Here is a 22,555-nt window from a genome sequence, read left to right as displayed (position 1 = left end):
TTATTCAGGCGCGGCCGAAGCGGAAGGCCATCAGGGTGATGTTCTGGACGGCCGTCAGGACGGGCCCGGTGGCGGTCAGAATCCAGTGGTCGGCGATGTCCGAAGACGCCACGGGGTGGTTCCACGCCAGCTCGCCGGTGGCCGCGTTCCAGCCGTACAGGCCCGCCCCGGTGGTGGCGGCCACTCCGGTGCAGATCAGCCCGCCGGCGGCGATCAGGGGAGCGGTGTCGTCCGCGGGGGTGCCGGCCGACCAGAGGCGGCGTCCGGTGCGGGCGTCGAGCGCGATCAGGTTCCGGTTGTCGAGGACGTAGGCCCGTCCGTCGTTCACCAGGGAGGTGCGCTCCTGGTCTCCCGGCACGACCGGCTGGTACGCCCACTTCTGCCGTCCGGTGGCCAGATCCAGGGCGTGGAGCACGGTGCCGCGCACGTAGACCGTCCCGTTCGCCACCGTGAGATCCCCGATCTCACCGACGTCGGCGGTCCAGAACGTCCGGCCGGTGGTGGCCGACAGGGCCTCGATCGTGTTTCCGGTGGGGTTGCCGAAGACCAGGTCTCCCGTGCTGAGGAAGACCATGCTCATTCCGGGGTACGGGCGGTTCCAGCGGACCGCGCCGGTCCCGCCGTCGAGTGCGAAGAGGCGCATCTCGGCGTCGGTGTCCCCGCCGGACATGGCGATGAGGCCGCCACCATGGAATCCCCTGATCAGGGTCGTCGACGGAGCGTCGTGGGTCCACCGTCGCCTGCCGGTACGAGCGTCGAGGCCGATGACCGTCCCGTCCTCGCCGACCAGGGCGAGCAACCCGTCGGCCGGTCCGGCCAGATCCTGCGCGGTGAAGCCGGGCGGCAGGGGAAGGTTCCAGCGCCACGCGCGTGAGTAGGGATCCATCGCGACGATGTCACCGTCCTTGGCGGACGGCGCGTAGATGAGGGTGTCGTCGGTGGCGAAGTCGTGCGTCGAGGCCGACCACAGGCTCCGTCCGGTGGCCGCGTCGTAGGCCGACGACCTCCTGGTGGACGCGAAGACGACGACCGCACGGGCGAAGATCTGGGGCGTCAGAGTGTCGTTGCCGACGGGCAGTGTGGCGCGCCACAGGAACCTGGGGCCGGACGGCGCGTGCCCGCCCCGGGACGTCGCCGCCAGCGCCGCCGCGGTGCCGCCGCCGGCCGCCACGAGGCCGGCCGCCGCGGCTCCGCCCAGCAGCAGCCGGCGTCGTGTCCGCGCGCGGGCGACGGCCCGCAGGTCCAGCACGAGAGTGTGCTCGCGCTGCTCGAGTTCACGGTCGATGCCGTCGGGCAGCCAGCCGTCCGCCACCGGCCGGGCGGCCAGGAGCCGGGGCAGCAGCACGGCGGGCGGGCGACGTCCGGGGTCCGCGCCCAGGCAGGCGGCGATCATCGCCACCAGCGACTGAGGTACGCCGTCCAGGTCGGGCGACTCGTGCAGGGTCCGGTGGATGACGGTGTGCACGGGCCCGGTGCCGTACGGCGGGCGGCCGGTGGCGGCGAAGGCCAGCACCGCGCCGAACGCGAACACGTCGCCCGCCGGAGTCAGGTCCTCGCCGCGGATCTGTTCGGGCGACATGTAGCCGGGCGAGCCGATGACCTGGCCCTCGGAGGTGAGCCGCGTGCCGTCGGAGGCCCTGCTGATGCCGAAGTCGATGACCCGCGGACCGTCCTTGGCCAGCAGGATGTTGGCCGGCTTGAGGTCGCGGTGCAGCAGTCCCGCCCGGTGAATGGCGATCAGCGCCTCGCCGAGCCCGGCGCCGAGCGTCCGCAGCACCGGCTCGGGCATCGGACCGTACCGCTCGACGGCGTCCTTCAGGCTGAGCCCGTTCACGTACGCGGTCGCCAGCCAGGGCACGGATCCGTCCGGGTCGGCGTCCACGACCGGGCTGGTGAAGGCGCCGCTGACCTTCCGCGCCGCCTCGACCTCGGCGCGGAACCGCGCGCGGAACATCGGGTCGCCCGCCAGCTCCGGCCGTACGACCTTGACGGCCACGGCCCGGCCCGCGGGCGAGGCGCCCAGGTAGACGCGGCCCATCCCGCCCTCGCCCAGCCGCCGCAGCAGCCGGTACGGGCCGATGCGTTCGGGATCGGCGGCCGCCATCAGGAGCCCGCCCGGAAGCAGTACAACCGTTTGTTGTCGGTCGCGTAGACCGTCGACCCGGACACCGCCAGGCCCCATTCGCCGCTGTCGTAGGCCGGTCCCCAGTGCGTCCACGCCGGTCCGTCGCCGGTGCCGGCGGCGAAGAAGCCCGCGTGTTCGGTGACGTGGGCCGCGTTCGAGCTGCCGGTGAACGTCGCGGCGAGAAGGCGGGAGGAGCCACCGTAGGACGAGCCGGGCAGGTAGTCGAGCTCGACGGGGCTGGAGGTCTGCTGCCAGCGGAGTGCCCCGGTGGCCTGGTCGTAGGCGTAGAACCCCTTCCCTCCGACCATCACCATGGCCGGCCCCAGGGGCAGCACGGGGCGTTGGGCGTCGTCGGCGGGCTTCTTCCACGCCAGGGTGCCGTCGCGGGTGCCGATCGCCTGGAAGCTGCCGTCGCCGGTGGCGCCGAAGAACAGCCGGTCGTTGCCGAGCTTGAGGGGGTACGCCTTGGACCTGTTCAGATCGCCCGTGAACCAGGTGTGGGTCCACCGCCGTGCCCCGGTGGCGGCGTCGAGGCCGAAGATCTTCGAGGAGGTCATGACGTACAGCGAGGCGCCGTCGGCGACGCCGGAGACCGAGTCGGAGTCGGAGGGGAAGCGCCACCGGACCCGCCCGTTGCCGATGTCCACGGCGAGTACGGTCGTCTGCTCGCCGGTGTGGCGCACGCGCGCACCCACGAACACCGTGTTGCCGATCACCCCGTACGTGTCGACGAGCTCCGTGACGTCGCCGGGCAGCTCGATCGACCTGACGGCCCCGGTCGGCGCGTCGATGACGAAGATGGTGTTCGCCTGGGAGGTGTTCGCGGGGCCGAGACCGAAGATCGTGTTCCCGAAGACCTGGTAGCCGGGGATGAAGAAGGTGCCCCCGGTCGGGCGGTCGAGGGTCCACAGCCGACGCCCCGAGGCGGCCTCGACCCCGCAGAACCCCTGGTGCCCGCGCCACACCAGGATGCCGCCCGCCGACGCGACGCTCAGCCCCAGCCCGTCGGCGAGATCCCCGGGCCAGGCCAGGATCCAGGCGGGGGTGGGTGCGGCCACGAGGCGGGTCGCGCGGGGTGCCGGCCTGACGGGTTTCGCGCTCCGGCGAGTCAGCGCCCACGCCGTGGCGCCGCCGCCGGCGCCTGCGACCGCGACGGTCGCGGCGGCGGCCAGGCCCAGGACGCGTCGTCGGCTCGGTCCGCCCGCGGCCGTCTCGTCCGGTCGCGGCAGCGGCGGAGGCGGGGCGACCGGCCCGCTCGACACCGCGGCGGCCTCCGCCTCCCGGGCCGCCACCTCCCGGCGGAGCGCGGGGGAGATGAGCGCCGCCGGGTCGGAGGGGGTGAACGCCTCCAGCACGGCGGGCAGCTCCGGGCGGCCGGCCGGCTCCTTGTCCAGGCAGGCGGCCAGCAGCCCGCGCAGCGACGCGGGCACCCCGTCCAGCCGGGGCTCCCCGTACATCACCTGGTAGAGCAGGGAGGCCGAGTCCACGGCGCCGAAGGGGGCGGCCCCGGTGGCCGCGTAGACCAGCACGCCCGCCAGGGAGAACACGTCGGACGCCGGCCCGATGCCCGCGCTGTCGGTGATCTGCTCGGGCGACATGAACGCCGGTGTCCCGACCAGGCTCCCGGTGCCGGTGAGCCGCGACGCGTCGACGTCCTTGCTGATGCCGAAGTCGATGACCTTGGGACCGTCGTCGGCCAGCAGGATGTTGCGCGGCTTGAGGTCGCGGTGGATCAGGCCCGCCGCGTGGACGGCCTGCAACGCCTCGGCCAGCCCGGCGCCCAGCGAGCGCAGCCCGGCCTCCGGCATCGGGCCGGTGGCGGTGACGGCCTCGGCCAGCGTCGGGGCGGCCACGTAGCCGACGGCGAGCCAGGGCAGCGGTGCGTCGGCGTCGCCGTCCAGCACGGGCGCGGTGTAGAGGCCGCTGACCCTGCGGGCGGCGGCGATCTCCCGCCGGAACCGCGCACGGAATCCCTCGTCCGCGGCGAACTCCGGCCGTACGAGCTTGAGGGCGGCGAGCCGGGCACCCGGAGACCGGGCGAGGAAGACCGTTCCCATGCCGCCGGCACCCAGGCGGGCGAGCAACCGGTATTCGCCGATCCAGCCGGGGTCGCCGGCCTGAAGCGGATGCACTCACGTCCTCCAGCGCGGATCAGGCTCGGAAACGCAGCCTAACAAGCAAACAGATATCACTGTTCATAAGAGGCGGCGCCGCTGCCGTGAGGAGCGAATCCCGATGAAAGCGGCCTCCCACCGTGATAGTCCTCGGACGCATGCGCATCAGGTTGGTCCTGGGGGACATCACGGAGCAGGACGCCGACGCGGTCGTCAACGCGGCGAACTCCTCGCTGCTCGGCGGCGGGGGAGTCGACGGGGCGATCCACCGCAGGGGCGGGCCGGAGATCCTGGAGGAGTGCCGGCGGCTGCGGGCCTCGAAGTACGGCAGGGGCCTGCCGACCGGGCAGGCGGTGGCCACGACCGCCGGGCGGCTGCCCGCCCGCTGGGTGATCCACACCGTCGGGCCGGTGTACGCCGAGTCGGAGGACCGGTCCGCGCTGCTCGCCTCCTGCTACCGCGAGTCGCTCCGGGTCGCCGCCGAGCTGGGCGCCCGCACCGTCGCCTTCCCGGCGGTCTCGGCGGGCATCTACGGCTGGCCGCTCGACGACGCGGCCCGCATCGCGGTCGGTACCGTACGCGAGACGGAGTCCCGGGTGGAGGAGGCCCGGTTCGTGCTGTTCAGCGAGGACGTCTACGCGGCGTTCGCCCGCGCGCTGAACCCCTGACGCGGCAGTCGGGGTTTCCACGGCCCCGGCATCCGAACGGCGGCGTCGCGCCCGTCGAAGGCGCGCCGGCCCGGTGAGTCCCACCGCCGGTCAGCGACCGAAACCCGCTGACTCCTGGTCAGAGGCCGCCCGGCCGGGGAGCGACGGCGGACCAGGGCACGGTCACCTCGCCGAGCCGCCACCGCCCGCGGCCGCCGAGCGGCGGGGCGGTGTGCACCGGGAGCTCGCGGGAGAGCAGTTCCACCGCCGCGATCCACCGCTGGCGGGGGCCGAACACCGACCGGGGTGCCGCCGTGGCCCACGCGCGGTCGAACGCGGTCAGCAGCGCGTGCACCGGCTCTCCGGGCACGTTGCGGTGGATCAGCGTCTTGGGCAGCCGCTCGGTCAGTTCCGAGGGGCGGGACAGCGTCGCGAGGTGCGCGGCGAACGTGATCATCTGCGGTACGCCGGCGCGCGGGCGGAGCGCCGTCCGTCGTTCTCCCGGCCCGCGGCGCCGGGACGCTCCCCGGGCACCGGCGCCCTCCGCCGGGTCACGCGGCGCCGGAACCCCCGGCGCTCCACCGTCCGTGCCGTGCAGCGTCACCCACACCGCGCGGCGGCCGATCTCGTCGCAGGTGCCCTCCACGAGCACGCCGCCGGGAGCCAGGCCCCCGCAGAGCCGGTCCCAGGCGTGCCAGGCCTCCGCCTCCTCGTACTGTCGCAGCACGTTGAACGCACGGATCAGCGCCGGCGGCCGTCCGACCGGCAGTTCGAAGCCGCCGAGCCGGAACGACAGCCCCTCCCGTTCGTACGGCCGGGCCGCCGCGACGCGTTCCGGGTCGATCTCGACGCCGACGACCTCGACCCGTGGATGCACCGCGCGGAGCCGCCCGAACAGCTCGACGGTGGTGATCGGCGAGGCGCCGTACCCCAGGTCCACGACGAGCGGCCGCTCCTGGCGGCGCAGCCGCGGGCCGTGGACGCGGACGATCCAGCGGTCGACCCGCCGCAGCCGGTTGGGGGCCGTCTTGCCGCGTGTGATCGTCCCCTCGGGACGCCGTACCCCGGCCATGCGCCGCGCGTGGGGTCTCTCAGACCCGGTGGACCTTGTGCGGGGCGGCCTGGGCGCGCGGCTTGACGTCGATGCGGTCGATGTTGACGTGCGCGGGCCGGGTCACCGCCCAGGCGACGCAGTCGGCGACGTCGTCGGCGACCAGCGGCTCGGCCACGCCCTCGTACGTCTTGGCCGCCTTCTCCGCGTCGCCCTTGAAGCGGACCAGCGAGAACTCCTCGGTCGCCACCATGCCGGGCGCGATCTCGGTGACCCGCACCGGCTGGTCGTACAGCTCCAGCCGGAGCGTGTCGTTGACCGCCGCCGCGGCGTGCTTGGCCGCGGTGTAGCCGGCGCCGCCCTCGTACACCGCGTGCCCGGCGAGGGAGGTGATGTTGACGATGTGGCCGGCGCCGCTGTCGATGAGCTTCGGCAGCAGGGCCTTGGTGATCCGCATGAGGCCGAGGACGTTGGTGTCGTACATGCGCTGCCAGTCGTCGGCGTCGGCGGCCGAGACCGGGTCCAGGCCGAACGCCCCGCCCGCGTTGTTGACCAGCACGTGGCACCGGCGCACGGCCTCGGCGAGGGCGGCGACCGACTCCGCCGAGGTCACATCCAGCGCGTGGACCGCGGCGGGACGGCGCCCGGCCGGATCCGCGGAGTCGATCTCCACCTTGAGCTTTTCGAGGCGGTCGAGCCGCCGCGCGGCCAGTACGACGTCGAACCCGTCGGCGGCGAGCCTGCGCGCGGTCGCCGCGCCGATGCCGCTGCTCGCCCCGGTCACCACTGCTGTCTTACGCACGGGAGCCATCATCGCAGCCGTTTGCGGAGTGGCCGACCGGGGACACCCGGCGGGGGAATGTCGCATTGCGGTGGATAGGTTCTCTTATCGGAGGTGGTGTCCGTGTCACGTCTTGCCCGGGTGGCGACGATCAGCGTTCACACGTCGCCCCTGGACCAGCCGGGTACGGGGGACGCCGGGGGAATGAACGTCTACATCGTCGAGGTCGCCAGGCGGCTGGCGGAGCGCGGCATCGAGGTCGACCTGTTCACGCGGGCCACCTCGCGGGCGCTGCCGCCGGACGTCGAGCTGGCGCCCGGCGTGATGGTCCGGCACGTCACCGCCGGGCCGCTGGAGGAACTCGACAAGACCGAGCTGCCGCGCCAGATGTGCGCGTTCACCTCGGGCCTGCTGCGTACGGAGGCCGCCCACGAGCCCGGCCACTACGACCTGATCCATTCTCACTACTGGCTCTCCGGGCAGGCGGGCCACGCCGCGCGCATGCGCTGGGGCGTCCCGCTGGTCCACTCGATGCACACGCTCGCCAAGGTCAAGAACGCCGCGCTCGCCGAGGGGGACACGCCCGAGCCGCTCGGCCGGGTGCTGGGCGAGCAGCGGGTCGTCGACAGCGCCGACCGCCTGATCGCCAACACGGCCGACGAGGCGGACCAGCTCCGCACGCTGTACGACGCCGGCCCGCACCAGGTGCAGACCGTCCTGCCCGGTGTCGACCTGGGCACGTTCACGCCGGAGGACACCGAGGAGGCGCGCCACCGCCTCGGCGTGCCGCGGGACCGCGCGGTGCTGCTGTTCGTCGGCCGCATCCAGCCGCTGAAGGCCCCGGACGTGCTCGTCCGCGCCGCGGCGGCGATGGTGGAGCGCGACCCGCGGCTGCGCGAACGCCTGCTCGTCACCGTCGTGGGCGGCCCCAGCGGCTCGGGCCGTACGCGCCCCACGGAGCTGGTCGAACTCGCCACGCGCCTGGGCGTGGCCGACATCGTGCGCTTCGAACCGCCGTGCCCCCAGGCCGAGCTGGCCGACTGGTACCGCGCGGCCGACGTCACCGTCGTGCCGTCCCACAGTGAGTCCTTCGGGCTGGTCGCGGTCGAGTCGCAGGCGTGCGGCACGCCCGTGGTCGCGGCCGGCGTCGGCGGCCTGCGGACGGCCGTACGCGACGGCGAGTCCGGGATGCTGGTGCGCGGACACGACCCGGCCGACTACGCCCGTGTGCTGGCCGACCTGCTGAGCGCCCCGCGGCGGTTGCGCCGGATGTCCCGCGCCGCCGTACGGCACAGCCGGGCGTTCGGCTGGCAGACGACGGTCGACCGGCTGCTGGAGGTCTACACGCAGGCCGTGGGAGAGCGGGCGATGGCCGCTTCGGCGTAGGTTCCGGCCGCGTCGGCGTCGGTCCGCGTCGTGGATGATGGTGGCTTTCGAGAGCGACCTGAGGAGCGATCACGAGCGAGCGAAGCGAGTGAATCGGCGAGCTCACCTGGTCTCTCCGCTCTCCCGGGGTCCCCGGGGAAACATGGAGCCCGCGGAATGTTTCCGCGGGGTGGGGCGAAGGAGGTCTCATGGACGGCGCCGTGGATGCTTCACTCAAGGCGATCCTGGACGACCAGGGGCTGGAGTACGAACGGCCGCGTCCCGGGGCCTACCTGGTCAAGCTGCCCGGGCAGCACAAGCTCGCCACGATGACGTGGCTCGTCGCCGGCGAGCACAGCCTGCACGTCGAGGCGTTCTTCTGCCGCCAGCCGGACGAGAACCACGAGGAGTTCTACCGTTTCCTGCTCCGCAAGAACGGCGGGATGTACGGCGTGGCGTTCGCGCTGGACCAGACCGGTGACGTCTACCTCGTCGGCCGGCTTCCCCTGTCGGCGGTGACGCCCGAGGAGATCGACCGGATCCTCGGCTGCGTGCTCACCTACTCCGACGACAACTTCGACCGCGCGCTGGAGATCGGGTTCGCCGGCTCGATCCAGCGGGAGTGGGACTGGCGGGTCAAGCGCGGGGAGAGCCTCGCCAACCTCCAGGCGTTCGCCCGGATCATCCCAGGCGCAGCCGATTGAAACGCGTTTCACTTTTCTGTACGGTTCCGTTACTGAATGTGGCGAGTGGTGGTTAAGTTCTGTCCGTGAGCCAACGGACGGGGGGTACATCATGGAGGACCGGGCCGGAGAACCACGCGAGGTCGACCTGAGCACCCCCAACGTCGCCCGGATGTACGACTACTACCTCGGCGGCAAGGACAACTTCGCCTCCGATCGGGAGGCCGCCGAGAAGGCCCTGGAGTTCGCCCCGCAGATCCGGCTCGCGGCCCAGCAGAACCGGGCGTTCATGGGCCGCGCCGTACGCCACCTGGCCGAGACCGGCACCCGGCAGTTCCTCGACATCGGCACGGGGCTGCCGACCCAGAACAACGTCCACGAGGTGGCCCAGAGCGTCGCTCCGGACGCCCGCGTGGTCTACGTCGACAACGACCCGGTCGTGCTCACCCACGGCCGCGCCATCCTCGGCGGGAACGAGAACGTCGACATCGTCCAGGCCGACCTGCGCCGCCCCGAGGACATCCTGGACGACCCCGAGGTGCGCAAGCGCCTCGACTTCGACCAGCCGATCGCGATCCTGCTGGTGGCGATCGTGCACTTCGTCCCCGACACCGACGACCCCGAGGCGATCGTGGCGCGCTTCCGCGACGCGCTGCCGCCGGGCGGCCACCTCGTGCTGAGCCACGTCTGCGGCGACGCGCTTCCCGCGTCGGTCCCCGGCGTCACCGAGGTCTACCGCCACTCCACGACCCCCATCCTGCCCCGTACGCCGGACCGGATCCGGGGCTTCTTCGGCGACCTCGAACTCCTCGAACCCGGCGTGGTCAACGTCGCCCAGTGGCGCCCGGACTCGGTGGAGACCCGCCGCATCGCCGAGAAGTACCGCCGTCCGTACTTCCTGGCCGGCGTCGCCCGCAAGGCCTGAGCCTTCGCGGCGGCGAGCCGCGCGCCGATGGGCGACCCGCGTGCTCCGGCGGAGAAGGCCGACCCAGTAGGCTCGCTGGCTATGGCGACATTGGTACTTCTCCGGCACGGAGAGAGCGTCTGGAACGCCGAGAACCTTTTCACCGGCTGGGTTGACGTCGACCTGTCCGAGAAGGGCGAGGAAGAGGCGGTCAACGGGGGCGACCTGCTGCTCGACGCCGACCTGAAGCTCGACGTCGTGCACACCTCGGTGCTCAAGCGCGCGATCCGTACGGCCAACATCGCGCTCGACGCGGCGGAGCAGCTGTGGATCCCGGTCCGGCGGTCCTGGCGGCTCAACGAACGGCACTACGGCGCGCTGCAGGGCAAGAACAAGAAGCAGACGCTCGAGGAGTTCGGCGAGGAGCAGTTCATGACCTGGCGCCGCTCCTACGACACGCCGCCTCCGCCGATCGCCGACGACGACCCGCTGTCCCAGGTCGACGACCCGCGCTACGCGCTCCTGCCGTCGGAGCTCATCCCGCGCACCGAGTGCCTCGCGGACGTGGTCGACCGGCTGCTGCCGTACTGGTACGACGCGATCGTCCCGGACCTCGCCTCGGGCAAGACCGTGCTGCTCGCGGCGCACGGCAACTCCATCCGCGCGCTGGTCAAGCACCTCGACGGCATCTCCGACGAGGACATCGCGGGCCTGAACATCCCGACCGGGATCCCGCTGCTGTACGACCTCGACGACGACTTCGAGCCGCGCAAGAAGGGCGGCGAGTACCTCGACCCGGCGGCCGCCGAGGCCTCCATCGAGGCGGTCAAGAACCAGGGCAAGAAGTAGTCCTGATCACGGAAGGGCCCTCTCACCCGCGTTTCCGCCGCGGGTGAGAGGGCCGTTCGTGTCTCTGGGCCGTCCGTAGGGCCTGCATGTCGTGCTCTCGTGCGGAGGCGCCGCCTCCGGCCCTTACCCGGGCGGGGCTGTCACGAACGGGGAGTCCGTCTTGTCGTTACTTCGGACAATCCCTGTTTGGAGGAAGACATGAGCGCTGAGCACCCACAACTGCCCCCAGGCGTTGAGGTGATCACGACCCTGCCGGAGGCGGCGGCGAGGATTCCGGCCGGCTCCGAGGCCAGGACCGTCCGGGTCACCCTGCCGCCCGGTGACCCCGGCGCGCCGCCGCACCGTCACCCCGGGCCGCTCTTCGGTTACGTGACCCAGGGCGAGATCCTCTTCGAGCTGGAAGGGGAGCCGCCCAGGGTGCTCAAGGCCGGTGACGCCGTGTTCGAGCCTGGGGGAGACGTGATCCACATCCAGGGCGCCAACAACCTGCCGGACGCGCAGTCGCAGCTGGTGGTGACCATGTTCGCGCCACCCGGCACCCCGGTCCTGACCGTGGTCAGCGCGGAGGAACTGGCCGAACGACGACACCTACGGGTCCCCCGGCCATGATGACCGCCAGAACGCCGATGGGCGGCCGGCGGTGACGCCGATGACCGCGCCTGGACGTCCTGCGACGCGGTTACGCTGCCGGCCTTGGCGATCGTGCGTTCGGCGATCTGGCCCATTTCCAGGACGGTCACGGAAAGGCCCTCTCATCTGCGACTCTGTCGCAGATGAGAGGGCCGTTGTGGTTGTGGGGCCGTCTGCGCGGCCGAGGTCAGGAGGGGTGAAGTTCGACGGCGACGCGATAGGCGGTGGGTTCTGAGGTGATGTGGAGGCCGGGATCGTCGAACATGCGTCGCAGGGAGGCAAGCCACTCGGGATTGGCGGTGGCCTTGTCGAGCGAGGTGCCCGAACTCCAGTCGGCGATGTGGACGAACCGCGCCTCAGGCGCCTCGGCGAGCGCCCTGTGCAGGCGCGAGCGGAGAAAACCGGGTTGGGTCGACATGATCCGGGCGTTCTCCCGATACACCTCGACGAAATACTCGGCTTCGTCCGCCGGCACGGCGTAGTTCTTGATCACGGTGACCGGCTCATCGACGCCGGTCGTCGACTCCAAGGATTGCCTCATGCCGTAAAGACCGGACACGTCCCGGACTTGTGACGTTGAAGTGGTCATGGGGGCCGGCCTGAGCTTCCGGCTCGAACCGGACCACGTCCCGCCGGTCTGGCCGCCGCGCCGCGGGACCCAGCAGATGCAGGCGCACCTCGACGTCCTCGACGCCGAGGTGGCGCGGGCCGCGGCATTGGGGGCGACGGTGGAGGAGCACCAGCCGGCGCCGGAGGGCGTCCGGGTCATGCGGGACCCGCACGGGCACCGGTTCTGTCTCTTCCTGGAGGGCTGGTGATCCGGCCAGGAAGACGAAGAAGGCCCCGGTGGTCGCCGGGGCCCCTCGCGTACGGGGGGTCAGTCCGCGATGTCGCCGATGTCTTCGGGGTGCTGTCCGGTGACCAGGTAGACGACGTCTTCCGCGACGTGCACCGCGTGGTCGGCGAAGCGTTCGAAGTAGCGCCCGGCCAGGGAGATGTCCACGGCGGGCTCCACGCCGTGCTTCCATTTCGGCGACAGCATCGTGTCGAACAGCCGGCGGTGGAGGCGGTCCATCTGGTCGTCGTCGGCGTCCAGTTCCAGGCCCATCTGAACGTCCTGCGACGCGATCACGCTGCCGGCCTTGGCGATCATGCGCTCGGCGATCTGGCCCATCTCCAGGACGGTCGCGTGCAGCTCGGGCGGAATGGCCGACTCGGGGTGGCGCCGCCGCGCGGTCTTGGCCAGGTGCACGGCGAGGTCGCCCATCCGCTCCAGGTCACCGGCCATGCGCAGGGAGGTGATGAGGGTCCGCAGGTCGCTGGCGACCGGCTGCTGGCGGGCCATCAGGTCGAAGACGGTCTCCTCGATGTCCGTCTCGATCTTGTTGACGTGCTCATCGGCGCTGATCACTTCTTCGGCGAGGCGCAGGTCGGCGTCGAGCAGGGCGGTGCTGGCGCGGGCCATCGCCGACCGCACCAGCCGCGTCATCTCCACGAGCTTGTCGGAGAGACCGTCCAGCTCCTCGTGGTAAGCGTCTCGCATGTGATTCCTTACGGTTTTGGCGCTCAACAGGCAGTTCTATCCGCATAGCAGGATGGTCCTCCGCCGTGAACGACTGTGGAGGGGCAGGTTAACTTTGCGCGAACGTCCTTGCAGGTAGGCGCATGCGGGGTCAGACCTGGTCACCGCCCCGCCTACGATCCAAGATGTGGATGTGGAGGTTGTCGCGACTCTTGCCGGCGCCGCTGGCCTGGTGACCGGTCTGGTGACCGCCCTGGCCGTGCGCGTCAGCGAGCGTGCCCAGCGCCCCGTCGCCCCTCCCACGCAGTCCGCGGGCGTTCCCCCGGGCGTCGCCTCGGTGCTCAGCGTCCTGCGCTCGTCCGCGGTGGTGATCGACAGCCAGGACCGCGTCCTGCGGGCCAGCTCGGCCGCGCGTGCCTTCGGTCTCGTCAGCGGTGATCGGCTCGTCGTCGACGCCCTCCTGGCCATGGCCCGCCTCGTACGCCGCGACGGGGAGATCCGCGAGGAGGAGATCGAGGTCATCCACGGCCGGCGGGAGGGCCGCTGGTTCGCGGTCCGCGTCGCGCCGATGGGCACGACCGGCCTCGTCCTCGTGCTCGCGGAGGACCTGACCGAGCTCCGCCGCGTCGAGGCGATCCGCCGCGACTTCGTGGCCAACGTCAGCCACGAGCTCAAGACGCCGGTCGGCGCGCTCTCGCTCCTGTCGGAGACGATCGAGGACGCCGCCGACGACCCCGAGGCCGTGCGCCGCTTCGCCAAGCGCATGCAGCACGAGTCCGTACGCCTCACGAACGTCGTCCAGGACCTGATCACCCTGTCCCGCCTCCAGGGCGGCGAGCCGGTGGCCGAACCCAAGGTCGTGTTCCTCGACGACGTCGTGCACGAAGCCGTGGACCGCTGCCGGCTCAAGGCCGAGCCCAAGGACATCACCCTCGCCATCGGCGGCCGCGAGGGGCTCAAGGTGCACGGCGACGAAGAACTGCTCATCACCGCGGTGCGCAACTTCATCGACAACGCCGTCGCCTACAGCCCCGAGCACACGCGCGTGGTCGTCTGCACCCGGCTCGCCGACGAGCGGCACGCGGAGATCAGCGTGACCGACCAGGGCATCGGCATCCCGGAGGCGGACCTGCAGCGCATCTTCGAACGCTTCTACCGGGTCGACCCGGCGCGGTCCCGCCAGACCGGCGGCACCGGCCTCGGGCTCGCCATCGTCAAACACGCCGCGACCCGGCATCGAGGCGAGGTCAACGTCTGGAGCAAGGAAGGCTCCGGATCGACGTTCACCATCCGCCTGCCGTTGTTGACAACCTCCGCGATCGCGAAGGAAACCCCTGAGCCAGCCACCGTACGGGAGGCCCCCCAGTGACTCGAGTGCTCGTCGTGGAAGACGAGGAGTCGTTCAGCGACGCACTGTCGTACATGTTGCGGAAGGAGGGCTTCGAGGTCGCCGTCGCGGCGACCGGACCCGACGCCCTCGACTCCTTCGACCGCGCCGGTGCCGACCTCGTCCTGCTCGACCTGATGCTGCCCGGGTTGCCCGGCACCGAGGTGTGCCGGGAGCTGCGCACCAAGTCCAACGTCCCAGTGATCATGCTGACCGCCAAGGACAGCGAGGTGGACAAGGTCGTCGGCCTCGAACTGGGCGCGGACGACTACGTCACCAAGCCGTTCTCCTCACGTGAGCTCGTCGCCCGCATCCGCGCCGTGCTGCGCCGCCGCGGCGACGTGGAGGAGCTCGCCCCGCCCACGCTCGAGGCCGGGCCGGTGCGCATGGACGTCGAACGCCATGTCGTCACCGTCTCGGGCCGTGAGGTGCCGCTTCCGCTGAAGGAGTTCGAGCTGCTGGAGGTGCTGCTCCGCAACGCCGGCCGGGTGCTGACCCGCATGCAGCTCATCGACCGGGTGTGGGGCGCGGACTACGTGGGGGACACCAAGACCCTCGACGTCCACATCAAGCGGCTGCGCGCCAAGATCGAGCCGGCCCCCTCGACGCCGCGCTTCATCATCACCGTACGGGGCCTGGGCTACAAGTTCGAGCCTGACGAGTGAGCCGCTCCGTCCCGTGATGCCGCGGAGGCGGCGCGGGACGGAGACGCGCGCCGCCTTTGCGTACGAGCGCCCGCGGATCGCGTGAGAACCCCGCCTGTCGCTCGGCGACGGGCGGGGCTCTCAGTTGTCTCAGCGACCGCTCGGGGACCTGTGCCCGCCGTGCGGCGGGGTCCCGGGCGGGCCCTCAGGCCGACGGGGTGGCCGCGGCCTTCTTCCGCGTCTTCTTCGTCTTGTGCGCCTTGGCGGCCGTGGCCGTGGGCGTCGAACCCGGCGGCGTGGACTGCGGCTTCATGGTCGGCGCGGCCGGCGGGGCCGGCGGTGCGGCCGGCGCCGGGGAGTACGTCGAGTAGTAGCCGTTCCAGGGCACGACCGGCAGCGTGAGGTTCAGCGTGCCCGCCTGCTGGAAGTGCAGGGTCACGCGCACCGTCTCACCGCCGGAGTAGTCCCCTGCCAGGCCCTTGAGGATCAGCGTGGACGACGCCGAGGGCGCCGCGGTCGGCGTCGTGGCGCCGGTCGGGGTGGAGCCGGTCGGAGTCGTGCCGGCCGCGGGCGTCAGCGGGCTCTGCGGCGGCGTGCTGGTGGTGTTCGGGGCGTCGCCCCCGCTCGGCGTACGGGTGCGGCCCGCCGTCTTGCCCGGAGTCTTGGCGGGGGTCTTGGCGGGGGTCTTCGGCGGGGTGGGCGTGGGGCTCGAGGCCGGGGACGACGGCGTGGTGCCCGGCTTCTCCACCGTGTTCACGAGCCGGCCCGGAGGCAGGGTGAGGGCGCCGCCGGCGATCTGCACCGACTGGGCCACGCCCGGGGCCTCGGCCGCGATGAGACGGTCCGGGGACGCCGCGTTGTTGGCGAACCACGCGTAGAGCGGAGCGTCGCCACCGGCGGCCAGCTTCTTGCCCGGCGCGGGCCCGAGCACGAACGCGTTGCGTACGTCGAGCGCGTGCACGGAGGCGTTGACGCCTTCGGCCAGTTGGGTGGGCATCGCGCTCTGCGGATGCCGTCCGGCGGCGCAAGCGGTCACCAGCGGGGCGATGGCGAAGACGCCGACGACGGCGGTGGCGAGCGCCCGGCGGCTGTTGCGGCTCACGGCGGCCTACTCTCCTTGCGGGTTATTCCGGGATGTTTCGACAGGCGCGCGAAACGCCACACGGAAGCGTAGCGCTAGCCGCGAGGGAGGAACGCGGGGGGCCGAGCACGGCGCCTCCGGCGGACCGCCCGAGACCCGCCCACCGTGGAGAGCCGCCCCCGGACGGCGCCACGAACGAGGCCCACGCGGTCCGCGGCCAGGGGGCGTCACCCGGAGGTGGCTCGGGCGTCGGCCGGGGCGCCCCAGAGGTGGCACGGGCGTGTCCTGGCGGCGGCTCAGCGTCGGCTCGGGGCGGGTGGTCCGGGCGCTCGGGTGCCGGTCCTTGGACGGCTCAGGCGTTGGCCCGGCGGCGGCCTCGGCATCCGTCCGGGGCGGCCCAGGCGCCGGCCCAAGGCGGCTCGGGTCAGCTCGGCGTCTGGAGGGGGCGGAGGTCGGCGGTGATGTCGCGGCCCGTCTGGAGGTTCTTGAGGATCTTACGGACGATGCGGTCGGTGCGGACGAGCACCGCGGTCAGCCCGGTGGCCCGGTACGTGGAGGAGAGGACCCGGTCGGGGTCGTCGGCGAGAAGGGCGGAACCGGGCGGGGCGCTCGCGGCGAGACGCGCCACATCGGCGTCGTCGTCCTTGCCCGAGCGGTCGTCCGCGATGAGCCATACCTGAAGCCGCTGGTCTCCGGCTTGCCGGATGATGCCCTGCACAACTGCGTCACATCCGCACTCACGGGGTACGACCAGGACGACTCCGGCGACATTGATGAGTTCGGTCACCGGAACGGGTTTATGGCGGTAGATCACATTGCCGGCGGGCAGACCGCCGCCGACGTCGCCGGGACGCAAGCGCTGCGGCCCCGTCGGTGGCACCTGGATCGCCCGCGGGCCCGGACGGGGGGAGATGACGGTCATCAACACGCCGCTGATGAGGGCGATGAGCACCGCGCTCGCGATGAAGGGGGCGGCGATGCCGTAACGCGTGAAGGGCCGGCCGATGCGCTGCCAGCGCTCGCGACGGCGCTGTTGCCGCAGCTCCCGTCGGTACGCGATGACGTCACGATCGAGTTCCCGCGCGTCGTCCGGTACGACGACGTCGACCTTGGGCAGCCCGTAGTCGTCATGGTCGCCGTGAAGCCCCACGCCACACCTACCTTCTCGGACCGCTGTGGTCGCGTGCGGGCGCCGAGACCCCGCGACGCAGGGGCGGGCGACCCGCTACGGATCCGTCCACCTCCAGTATGAGCCGCTTCCGCCGCTGTGTGCGCGGTGCGGGCCAATCCGATCCGCAGGTGCGCCTATTGCACGCGATTCAACCTTTGTCAATACCCTAATTACCGTGCTGACCTGCGCATATGTCGAGAACGGCGGTTCAGAGGGTCCGCGCAGCGTGCTACCCTATCCATAGCGGAAGGGGTACTTGTCACATGACTTTCAAGGTCGGCGACACTGTCGTCTACCCCCATCATGGGGCTGCTCGGATCGAAGCCATCGAGACTCGTGCCATCAAGGGTCAGGACAAGACCTACCTGGTGTTGAAGGTCGACAAGGGCGATCTCACAGTTCGTGTCCCTGCGGAGAACGCCGAGCTCGTCGGCGTTCGTGACGTCGTAGGCCAGGAAGGGCTGGAGCGGGTGTTCGAGGTGCTGCGGGCACCTTACACCGAAGAGCCCACCAACTGGTCGCGGCGCTACAAGGCGAACCTCGAGAAGCTCGCGTCCGGCGACGTCAACAAGGTCGCTGAGGTTGTCCGTGATCTTTGGCGGCGCGACAAGGAACGCGGCCTGTCGGCCGGCGAGAAGCGCATGCTGGCCAAGGCGCGGCAGATACTGGTCAGCGAGCTGGCGCTGGCCGAGAAGACCAACGAGGACAAGGCCGAGGCGCTGCTCGACGAAGTCCTCGCGGGCTAGAGGTTTGGTCACGCTTCTTCCACGGGTGGGCGTCGGTGTCGACGTCCACCCGTTCGGTTCTGGTCGCCCGCTCCGGCTCGCCGGCCTCGACTGGCCCGGTGAGGGCGACGGCCTGGAAGGTCACTCCGACGGAGACGCGGCGGCCCACGCGATCTGCGACGCACTGCTGACGGCCGCGGGCCTGGGCGACCTGGGCGCCATCTTCGGCACGAGCGACAGACGCTGGTCGGGCGCCTCAGGCGTCACCCTCCTCCAGGAGGTCCACCGCCGCCTGGAGGAGGCCGGGTACACGATCGGCAACGTGGCCGTCCAGATCATCGGCAACCGCCCAAGAGTGGCCCCCCGTCGCCAGGAGGCGGAAAAGGCACTGAGCGAGGCCCTGGGCGGCGCGGCGGTGGGCATCTCGGCCACCACGACCGACGGCCTGGGCCTCACAGGCCGCGGCGAGGGCATCGCCGCCGTCGCCACCGCCCTCGTCTACCGCTAAGAGCCGGAGAGACGCCGACCGAGGCCGTACAGCCGGACCGCAGAGTCATGGCTGAGGCGGGCGGGGATCGCGTTGCTCGGCGGTGTTCGGGTGGCGCCTGCCCGCGCGGTCGTCTGCGGCCTCACCGCCGTCTGAGGGCGGCGGAACGGCCACGGCCGGGTCTCCCGGCGGTTGTCGCCCGTCGGTGGCGGGCTCGGCCGTCTCACGGCCGTACGGCGGCGGCGCTCGGCCGCGGCGTGGCTCCGGTCAGGTGGGGGACGGGTAGATCGTGCCGATCACCTCGCCGAAGCCGATCGGGTCGACGTCCGGGGAAGGTGCCGTGGCGGTGATGCGTACGGTGTCGCCGTCCTCCAGGAAGACGCGCTTCGTGCCGTCGGGCAGTTCGAGCGGTTCGGTGCCGTTCCATGTCAGCTCGATGAGGCTGCCGCGCTGGTCGCGCCTCGGGCCCGAGACCGTGCCCGAGGCCATCAGGTCGCCCGTGCGCAGAGCGGCGCCGTTCACGGTCGCGTGGGCGAGCTGCTGCGGCGCCGTCCAGTACATCTCGGCGAACGGCGGTCGGCTCACCACGTGGCCGTTCACTTCGATCTCCAGGGTGAGGTCCAGGCCCCACGGCTCGTCGCAGCGCAGGTACGGCAGCGGCTCGGGGTCCTGCGCCGGCGGGCGGACGCGGGCCGCCTCCAGCGCGTCGACCGGGACCACCCACGGCGAGACGGACGTCGCGAACGACTTGGCCAGGAACGGGCCCAGCGGCCGGTACTCCCAGGCCTGGATGTCGCGCGCGCTCCAGTCGTTGACCAGCACGAAACCGAACACATGGTCGCGGAACGCGCCCGTCGGCACCGGCTGGCCGAGCGCCGACGGTACCCCGATCACGAAGCCGACCTCGGCCTCGACGTCGAGCTTCGCCGTCGGCGCGAACACCGGCTCCGGCTCGCCCTTGCGCTGCCCCCTGGGCCGTACGACCGGGGTGCCCGACGGCACCACCGTGCCGGCGCGGCCGTGGTAGCCGACCGGCAGGCGGGTCCAGTTCGGCAGCAGCGGTTCGTCCCCGGGCCGCAGGATCCGCCCGAGGTTCGTCGCGTGGTCGCGCGAGGAGTAGAAGTCGACATAGTCCGCCACCGTGAACGGCATGTGCAGCTCGACGTCGCTCATCGGATACAGAGCGGGCTCGACCTCGTCGCGGTAGGAAATGTCGGTGAGCAGGGTCATGATGCGATCCCGCGTCGGCTGCCACACCGGGCGTCCGGCGGCCATGAAGGAGTTCAGCGATCCCGCGGCGAACCACCGCCGGTCGGCGAGCAGTCCGGACGCCGCCAGCTCGGCCAGGTCGAGCACCTGCTCCCCGATCGCCACACCGACCCGGGGAAGCTCACCCCGCTGGGAGAACACGCCGTACGGAAGGTTGTTCACTCCGAAGCCGCTGCCCTCAGGCACGGGCACCCAGGTTCTCATCTCCTCAGCGTTCCCCCTCAGCCCGGCTTTCACCAAGCCGCCACGGCGCATTGCGGACATGCTCGGCCACGGGCGCCGATGCCGGCCGGAACGCCGCCGCCATAAGGTTCGGCCCGTCTCAGAGCCGACTGTCCTACGACGGGATCGTGCACCGGCCGGTCACCGCCCGAACCTGCCGATCGCCGGTGCTCGCCAGAGGCGTTGCGCGGTCGGTCGCGGCCGTATGCGGGCCGCGTCCTCGCCGCCGGGACTCGATGCGATCGCTCGCCGGGGTCAGCCGCGGGGTGGGGTGGGGCCGCTGCGGAACTTGCTCGACGGCGGGTTCGACTCCATGCCGGCCTCCGGGTCTTCGGCGCGTTCGTCGGCGTAGGTGTCGTGCTCGTCGTCCGGGGGTGTGGTCACGATCGGGATGCCGTCCGGCTTGGTGACCGGCAGCTTGATCCCGTCCGGCTGGGTGTCGGCGAGGGGCGTCCGGGGCTTCGGGCCGACCAGCCTGACGTCGGTCGGCAGTGACGTCCGGGCGACGTAGCGGGGTCTGGGCTCCTCTTCGGCGGGCTGGGCGGGCGTGTCGTTCACGGGTGCCTCCACGTCGGATTCGGGCTCGGTCGCGTCTTCGGCGGGCGCGACGGCCGGTGACGCGGCGCGCCCGGTGGGCCTCTCCGGACCCGCCGCGGCCCGGCCGGGAAGCGGCGGCAGCAGGGGAGCGGGCTCTTCGTCGGCCTCGTCCTCAGGCTCGGACTCGTCGTCGCGCGCCTCCGGCGAGGCGGGCTCAGCCCCCTGATCGGCCGTTGCGTCGTCGCCCGCGGCCTCTCCGCCGTCCCACGACGGTGGAACGGAGCCGCCCGGCTCCGCGTCGCTCGCCTCCCCGCCGGCGGCGGGCTCGTCCGCCGCACGGCCGGGTGGGGCCTCGCCCGGCTCCGCGAGCTTCCAGGACCCGGTGGCCGGGCCGCTCGACGAGGAGTCGGCGCCGTCGTCGCCCGGCTCGGGGGGCCAGGACTCATCGGCCGCGGGTGCGCCGAATCCGTTCCACGCGCCGGGGCCGTCCTCGGCGGAGGGCGGACGCGCCGTCTCCGGGGAGGACCCGGTCGACAGCGCGTCCCACGCCGCGGGCTCGCGCTGCTCGGCGGAGGACGCCGCCGGCACCGGCTCGGTGTCCTCCTCCCACGGCTCCGGATCGAGGCGCGCGGCCTCCCAGGGGTTCTCCTCGGTCGCGGGCGGCGCGGGCTCGCGTACGGGCTCCAGCTCCCGTACGGAGGCCGGGCGCGGCAGCGGGCGCGTCTCCCCGCCCAGGCCAGGAATGATCGATCCGTCCACGACGGTCGCGGGCACGGCCTCCGCCTCGGAAGCGGACGGCGCGGCCGGCGCGGCCGGCGCCGGCTCAGAGGCCTCGGCCGGCTCGCCGCGCCGCGAGCGCCGTGTCCGCCGGCTCAGCACCTGCTTGATCATGGCGATCCAGAGCCACACCGCGAGGATCAGGATCGACCAGGGCGCCACGGCGACACCGACGTCGATCGGGGTGTCCGGCAGGACCGCGTACCCCTTGACGGCACGCTGGACGCCGGCCGCGCCGGCGCCCGCGATCAGGATCACGAGCAGCAGCCAGCGCACCGCGCGGGAGAACCAGCCCGACCGCCGGGCGCTCAGGATCGCCAGGATGATCACGACGACCAGGCCGTCGAGCATCCCGGGGTACAGGAACGCCCAGTGCCGGGCGGCGCCGCCGCGGAGCGCGAGCAGCCGAAGGTCGTCATAGGACAGCACGAACGTGCCCGCGGCCAGCGCGGCGACGCCGAGGCCGCCGAGCGTGGTGAGGAGCCGTCGCTGTGCCTTCGAATATTGCGCGGGGGTGATTGTCATTTGGGAGGCAGCCAACCATCAGGGCGTACGGGGTGACACCATCTTGGCCGTATCCAACGGATCTCGGGGTGAGCGCGGACCGCGTGTCGCCGCCTGAACCCAGGGCGGCCACCCGCCGGCCACGCTCGCCACCGACGGCATACCCGTGGTGCGCCCCTCGGAAGCCCGGCCGAAAGTATGTTGTGCCGCTTCCGGCGGTCGGCTAGTTGGTTTGCGAGCATTAGTGTTGTTCTGTCGGCCACGGTTGTGATCTGGTGTCCCCTTGAGAGACGTGACTCCCCCTTCCCCCATCGACAGCCTCGCGAAGGATCAACGGCTCGGAGACCTGCACAGCGTGCATGATCCCCGCACCGTCAATCCCCGCTCTCGCACGTGGCTGGTGTTCCTCGGGCTGCCCGGCCTCGTGCTGCTGCCGTTCGCCGTGCGGTTCCTGATCCACGGGTTCGGCTGGGCCACGGTGCTCAGCGTCCTGCTGACCGCCGGCTACCTCGGCGCCGCCGGCCGCGTCCTGGTCCGCGACGTGCTGCCGGGGTACGGCCGCATGCTGTACGTCTACGAGAACGGCCTGATCCTGGTGACGAGGCGCGACACGACCGCGTTCACCTGGGACGCCATCCGCGAGCTGCGCGTCTCCGGCGTGCGGATGGGCTCGGCGGACGCGGTCAGCTGGCGCTGCGCGCTGGTGCGCGACGACGGCACCGAGGCGGTCCTGGGCCCGGAGTTCCCTCGCGTCCAGGACGTGGTGGAGACCGTGTCGGCGGCCGTGACCGAGCGCCTGCTGCCCAAGTACATGTCCCGGATCGAGACGGGCGGCGAGGTGCGCTTCGGGCCGTTCGCGCTCTCCCGCGAGGGCATCGCCAAGGACGGGGACAGAGTGCCCTGGCAGGACGTGGCCGAGGTGGAGATCAGCAACGGCATGGTCCGGGTGGACCGGCGCGACCGGCTGGCCGGCATGACGGCCACGGCCGGGGAGGTCCCGAATGCCGTGGCCTTCAGTGAATTGGCGCGTTACGTGCGGCAGGCCCGTACGGAATGAGCATCGCCGGCGTCCGGGATCCG

Annotated in this window: 22 protein-coding genes; 12 read left to right on the top strand and 10 right to left on the bottom strand. The window is 72.0% G+C overall.

Annotated features, from left to right (window positions below):
• Positions 1-4 precede the first annotated feature (4 nt).
• Together OG417_RS46630 and OG417_RS46625 are read right to left on the bottom strand one after the other, a co-directional pair.
• Positions 5-2,104 (bottom strand): serine/threonine-protein kinase, encoded by a 2,100-nt coding sequence (locus OG417_RS46630; RefSeq protein WP_329243819.1) that lies wholly within the window; start codon positions 2,102-2,104, stop codon positions 5-7.
• Positions 2,104-4,257, bottom strand: coding sequence for a protein kinase domain-containing protein (locus OG417_RS46625; protein WP_329243816.1), 2,154 nt, complete (start codon positions 4,255-4,257; stop codon positions 2,104-2,106). Before OG417_RS46625 ends, OG417_RS46630 begins: the two co-directional genes overlap by 1 nt.
• A 140-nt stretch (positions 4,258-4,397) precedes the next feature.
• Between OG417_RS46625 and OG417_RS46620 the strand changes: the two genes are divergently transcribed.
• On the top strand, positions 4,398-4,907 hold the full coding sequence (locus OG417_RS46620) for an O-acetyl-ADP-ribose deacetylase (RefSeq protein ID WP_329243813.1): 510 nt from the start codon (positions 4,398-4,400) through the stop codon (positions 4,905-4,907).
• Between the two features lie 118 nt (positions 4,908-5,025).
• Here OG417_RS46620 and OG417_RS46615 read toward each other — a convergent pair whose 3' ends face one another.
• A complete protein-coding gene (locus OG417_RS46615; protein ID WP_329243810.1) occupies positions 5,026-5,958 on the bottom strand; it encodes a class I SAM-dependent methyltransferase in 933 nt (310 codons plus the stop codon).
• A 19-nt stretch (positions 5,959-5,977) separates the two neighbouring features.
• Complete coding sequence (locus OG417_RS46610) at positions 5,978-6,739, bottom strand: SDR family NAD(P)-dependent oxidoreductase (RefSeq protein ID WP_329243808.1); 762 nt, start codon at positions 6,737-6,739, stop codon at positions 5,978-5,980.
• A gap of 102 nt (positions 6,740-6,841) precedes the next feature.
• On the opposite strand from OG417_RS46610, the gene mshA reads away from it, so the two are divergent.
• From mshA to OG417_RS46585, 5 genes are all read left to right on the top strand, one after another.
• The gene (gene mshA, locus OG417_RS46605) at positions 6,842-8,104 is read left to right on the top strand and encodes a D-inositol-3-phosphate glycosyltransferase (protein ID WP_442875620.1); all 1,263 of its coding nucleotides are present in this window, start codon (positions 6,842-6,844) and stop codon (positions 8,102-8,104) included.
• A 188-nt stretch (positions 8,105-8,292) separates the two neighbouring features.
• Positions 8,293-8,787, top strand: a complete 495-nt coding sequence (locus OG417_RS46600; protein ID WP_329243803.1) for a YbjN domain-containing protein — start codon at positions 8,293-8,295, stop codon at positions 8,785-8,787.
• Between the two features lie 91 nt (positions 8,788-8,878).
• A complete protein-coding gene (locus OG417_RS46595) occupies positions 8,879-9,691 on the top strand; it encodes an SAM-dependent methyltransferase (protein WP_329243799.1) in 813 nt (270 codons plus the stop codon).
• 81 nt (positions 9,692-9,772) lie between these two features.
• Positions 9,773-10,519, top strand: coding sequence for a phosphoglyceromutase (locus tag OG417_RS46590; protein ID WP_329243795.1), 747 nt, complete (start codon positions 9,773-9,775; stop codon positions 10,517-10,519).
• A gap of 198 nt (positions 10,520-10,717) precedes the next feature.
• Positions 10,718-11,128, top strand: a complete 411-nt coding sequence (locus OG417_RS46585) for a cupin domain-containing protein (RefSeq protein WP_329243792.1) — start codon at positions 10,718-10,720, stop codon at positions 11,126-11,128.
• 208 nt (positions 11,129-11,336) lie between these two features.
• Here the strand turns inward: OG417_RS46585 and OG417_RS46580 are convergent, their stop codons facing one another.
• Entirely contained in the window at positions 11,337-11,678 is a 342-nt protein-coding gene (locus OG417_RS46580) for an antibiotic biosynthesis monooxygenase family protein (protein ID WP_329243789.1), read from the bottom strand.
• 58 nt (positions 11,679-11,736) lie between these two features.
• On the opposite strand from OG417_RS46580, the gene OG417_RS46575 reads away from it, so the two are divergent.
• Positions 11,737-11,967, top strand: a complete 231-nt coding sequence (locus OG417_RS46575) for a VOC family protein (protein ID WP_329243787.1) — start codon at positions 11,737-11,739, stop codon at positions 11,965-11,967.
• Positions 11,968-12,026: 59 nt separating this feature from the next.
• On the opposite strand, the gene phoU is transcribed toward OG417_RS46575, so the two are convergent.
• Positions 12,027-12,692 carry a phosphate signaling complex protein PhoU gene (gene phoU / locus OG417_RS46570; RefSeq protein ID WP_329243784.1) on the bottom strand — a complete coding sequence of 222 codons (666 nt, stop codon included), beginning with the start codon at positions 12,690-12,692 and terminating at the stop codon, positions 12,027-12,029.
• 166 nt (positions 12,693-12,858) lie between these two features.
• Between phoU and OG417_RS46565 the strand changes: the two genes are divergently transcribed.
• Complete coding sequence (locus tag OG417_RS46565) at positions 12,859-14,040, top strand: sensor histidine kinase (RefSeq protein WP_329243782.1); 1,182 nt, start codon at positions 12,859-12,861, stop codon at positions 14,038-14,040.
• A complete protein-coding gene (locus OG417_RS46560) occupies positions 14,037-14,723 on the top strand; it encodes a response regulator transcription factor (protein WP_285568311.1) in 687 nt (228 codons plus the stop codon). The genes OG417_RS46565 and OG417_RS46560 overlap by 4 nt, the downstream gene beginning before the upstream one ends.
• A 184-nt stretch (positions 14,724-14,907) precedes the next feature.
• On the opposite strand, the gene OG417_RS46555 is transcribed toward OG417_RS46560, so the two are convergent.
• Positions 14,908-15,804, bottom strand: coding sequence for a hypothetical protein (locus tag OG417_RS46555; protein WP_329243779.1), 897 nt, complete (start codon positions 15,802-15,804; stop codon positions 14,908-14,910).
• Between the two features lie 403 nt (positions 15,805-16,207).
• Complete coding sequence (locus OG417_RS46550) at positions 16,208-16,933, bottom strand: hypothetical protein (RefSeq protein WP_329243776.1); 726 nt, start codon at positions 16,931-16,933, stop codon at positions 16,208-16,210.
• 284 nt (positions 16,934-17,217) lie between these two features.
• On the opposite strand from OG417_RS46550, the gene OG417_RS46545 reads away from it, so the two are divergent.
• Both OG417_RS46545 and ispF read left to right on the top strand, forming a co-directional pair.
• Positions 17,218-17,700 carry a CarD family transcriptional regulator gene (locus OG417_RS46545; RefSeq protein ID WP_285568317.1) on the top strand — a complete coding sequence of 161 codons (483 nt, stop codon included), beginning with the start codon at positions 17,218-17,220 and terminating at the stop codon, positions 17,698-17,700.
• Positions 17,701-17,725: 25 nt separating this feature from the next.
• Positions 17,726-18,187, top strand: coding sequence for a 2-C-methyl-D-erythritol 2,4-cyclodiphosphate synthase (gene ispF, locus OG417_RS46540; protein ID WP_329243773.1), 462 nt, complete (start codon positions 17,726-17,728; stop codon positions 18,185-18,187).
• Between the two features lie 246 nt (positions 18,188-18,433).
• Here ispF and fahA read toward each other — a convergent pair whose 3' ends face one another.
• Both fahA and OG417_RS46530 read right to left on the bottom strand, forming a co-directional pair.
• Positions 18,434-19,639, bottom strand: a complete 1,206-nt coding sequence (gene fahA / locus OG417_RS46535; RefSeq protein WP_329243770.1) for a fumarylacetoacetase — start codon at positions 19,637-19,639, stop codon at positions 18,434-18,436.
• A gap of 273 nt (positions 19,640-19,912) precedes the next feature.
• Positions 19,913-21,496, bottom strand: a complete 1,584-nt coding sequence (locus OG417_RS46530) for a DUF2637 domain-containing protein (protein WP_329243767.1) — start codon at positions 21,494-21,496, stop codon at positions 19,913-19,915.
• A gap of 271 nt (positions 21,497-21,767) precedes the next feature.
• On the opposite strand from OG417_RS46530, the gene OG417_RS46525 reads away from it, so the two are divergent.
• Positions 21,768-22,532 carry a DUF6585 family protein gene (locus OG417_RS46525; protein WP_329243765.1) on the top strand — a complete coding sequence of 255 codons (765 nt, stop codon included), beginning with the start codon at positions 21,768-21,770 and terminating at the stop codon, positions 22,530-22,532.
• Positions 22,533-22,555 lie beyond the last annotated feature (23 nt).

The organism is Actinoallomurus sp. NBC_01490, assembly GCF_036227085.1.
In the GTDB taxonomy this organism is placed as follows: domain Bacteria; phylum Actinomycetota; class Actinomycetes; order Streptosporangiales; family Streptosporangiaceae; genus Actinoallomurus; species Actinoallomurus oryzae.
This window is presented reverse-complemented; position numbering and strand designations above follow the sequence as displayed.

Excerpts from the sequence above, each read along its gene's own strand:
- OG417_RS46630 (WP_329243819.1), bottom strand. The coding sequence starts at position 2,104 with ATGGCGGCCGCCGATCCCGAACGCATCGGCCCGTACCGGCTGCTGCGG.
- OG417_RS46620 (WP_329243813.1), top strand. The coding sequence starts at position 4,398 with ATGCGCATCAGGTTGGTCCTGGGGGACATCACGGAGCAGGACGCCGAC.
- OG417_RS46615 (WP_329243810.1), bottom strand. The coding sequence starts at position 5,958 with ATGGCCGGGGTACGGCGTCCCGAGGGGACGATCACACGCGGCAAGACG.
- OG417_RS46600 (WP_329243803.1), top strand. The coding sequence starts at position 8,293 with ATGGACGGCGCCGTGGATGCTTCACTCAAGGCGATCCTGGACGACCAG.
- OG417_RS46595 (WP_329243799.1), top strand. The coding sequence starts at position 8,879 with ATGGAGGACCGGGCCGGAGAACCACGCGAGGTCGACCTGAGCACCCCC.
- OG417_RS46590 (WP_329243795.1), top strand. The coding sequence starts at position 9,773 with ATGGCGACATTGGTACTTCTCCGGCACGGAGAGAGCGTCTGGAACGCC.
- OG417_RS46585 (WP_329243792.1), top strand. The coding sequence starts at position 10,718 with ATGAGCGCTGAGCACCCACAACTGCCCCCAGGCGTTGAGGTGATCACG.
- OG417_RS46575 (WP_329243787.1), top strand. The coding sequence starts at position 11,737 with ATGGGGGCCGGCCTGAGCTTCCGGCTCGAACCGGACCACGTCCCGCCG.
- phoU (WP_329243784.1), bottom strand. The coding sequence starts at position 12,692 with ATGCGAGACGCTTACCACGAGGAGCTGGACGGTCTCTCCGACAAGCTC.
- OG417_RS46545 (WP_285568317.1), top strand. The coding sequence starts at position 17,218 with ATGACTTTCAAGGTCGGCGACACTGTCGTCTACCCCCATCATGGGGCT.
- fahA (WP_329243770.1), bottom strand. The coding sequence starts at position 19,639 with ATGAGAACCTGGGTGCCCGTGCCTGAGGGCAGCGGCTTCGGAGTGAAC.
- OG417_RS46530 (WP_329243767.1), bottom strand. The coding sequence starts at position 21,496 with ATGACAATCACCCCCGCGCAATATTCGAAGGCACAGCGACGGCTCCTC.